The sequence below is a fragment of the Plebeiibacterium sediminum genome, from assembly GCF_026013605.1.
GTDB lineage: Bacteria > Bacteroidota > Bacteroidia > Bacteroidales > Marinilabiliaceae > Saccharicrinis > Saccharicrinis sediminus.
Window position 1 is genome coordinate 1 of sequence record NZ_JAPDPJ010000390.1, and the last position, 343, is coordinate 343.

1 protein-coding gene is annotated in these 343 nt (G+C 28.6%); it reads right to left on the bottom strand.

The window, feature by feature from the left end; translation table 11 throughout:
* On the bottom strand, positions 1–343 hold a 343-nt coding region (locus OM075_RS26760), incomplete at both ends, for a histidine kinase (protein WP_301193425.1).

Below are 343 nucleotides of genomic sequence, written 5' to 3' on the forward strand. Positions count from 1 at the left end.
ATTTAATCGCATTTGAAATTAAATTTCTCAAAACTGTCTTGGTCATATCTATATCACATAGGATACATTCATCCAATTCAACCTCTTTAATAATTTTAATTCGTTTATGTTTGGCCAAAGACTTATGCAAATTTATCGCATGATTAAAAAGATCATCTATGCAAATGGTATTAAATACTGGTTGTATCAGGCATCTTTCAATGCGCGACCATTCTAAAATGTTTTCAATTAAAATAAGAGCCTGTTCTGATATATGTTCAAGACTGGAGAGTATTTCTCTAATATCATTATGATCAAGGCTACTGAATTCGATATTTAGAAAATTAGATAATTGAGTTATATT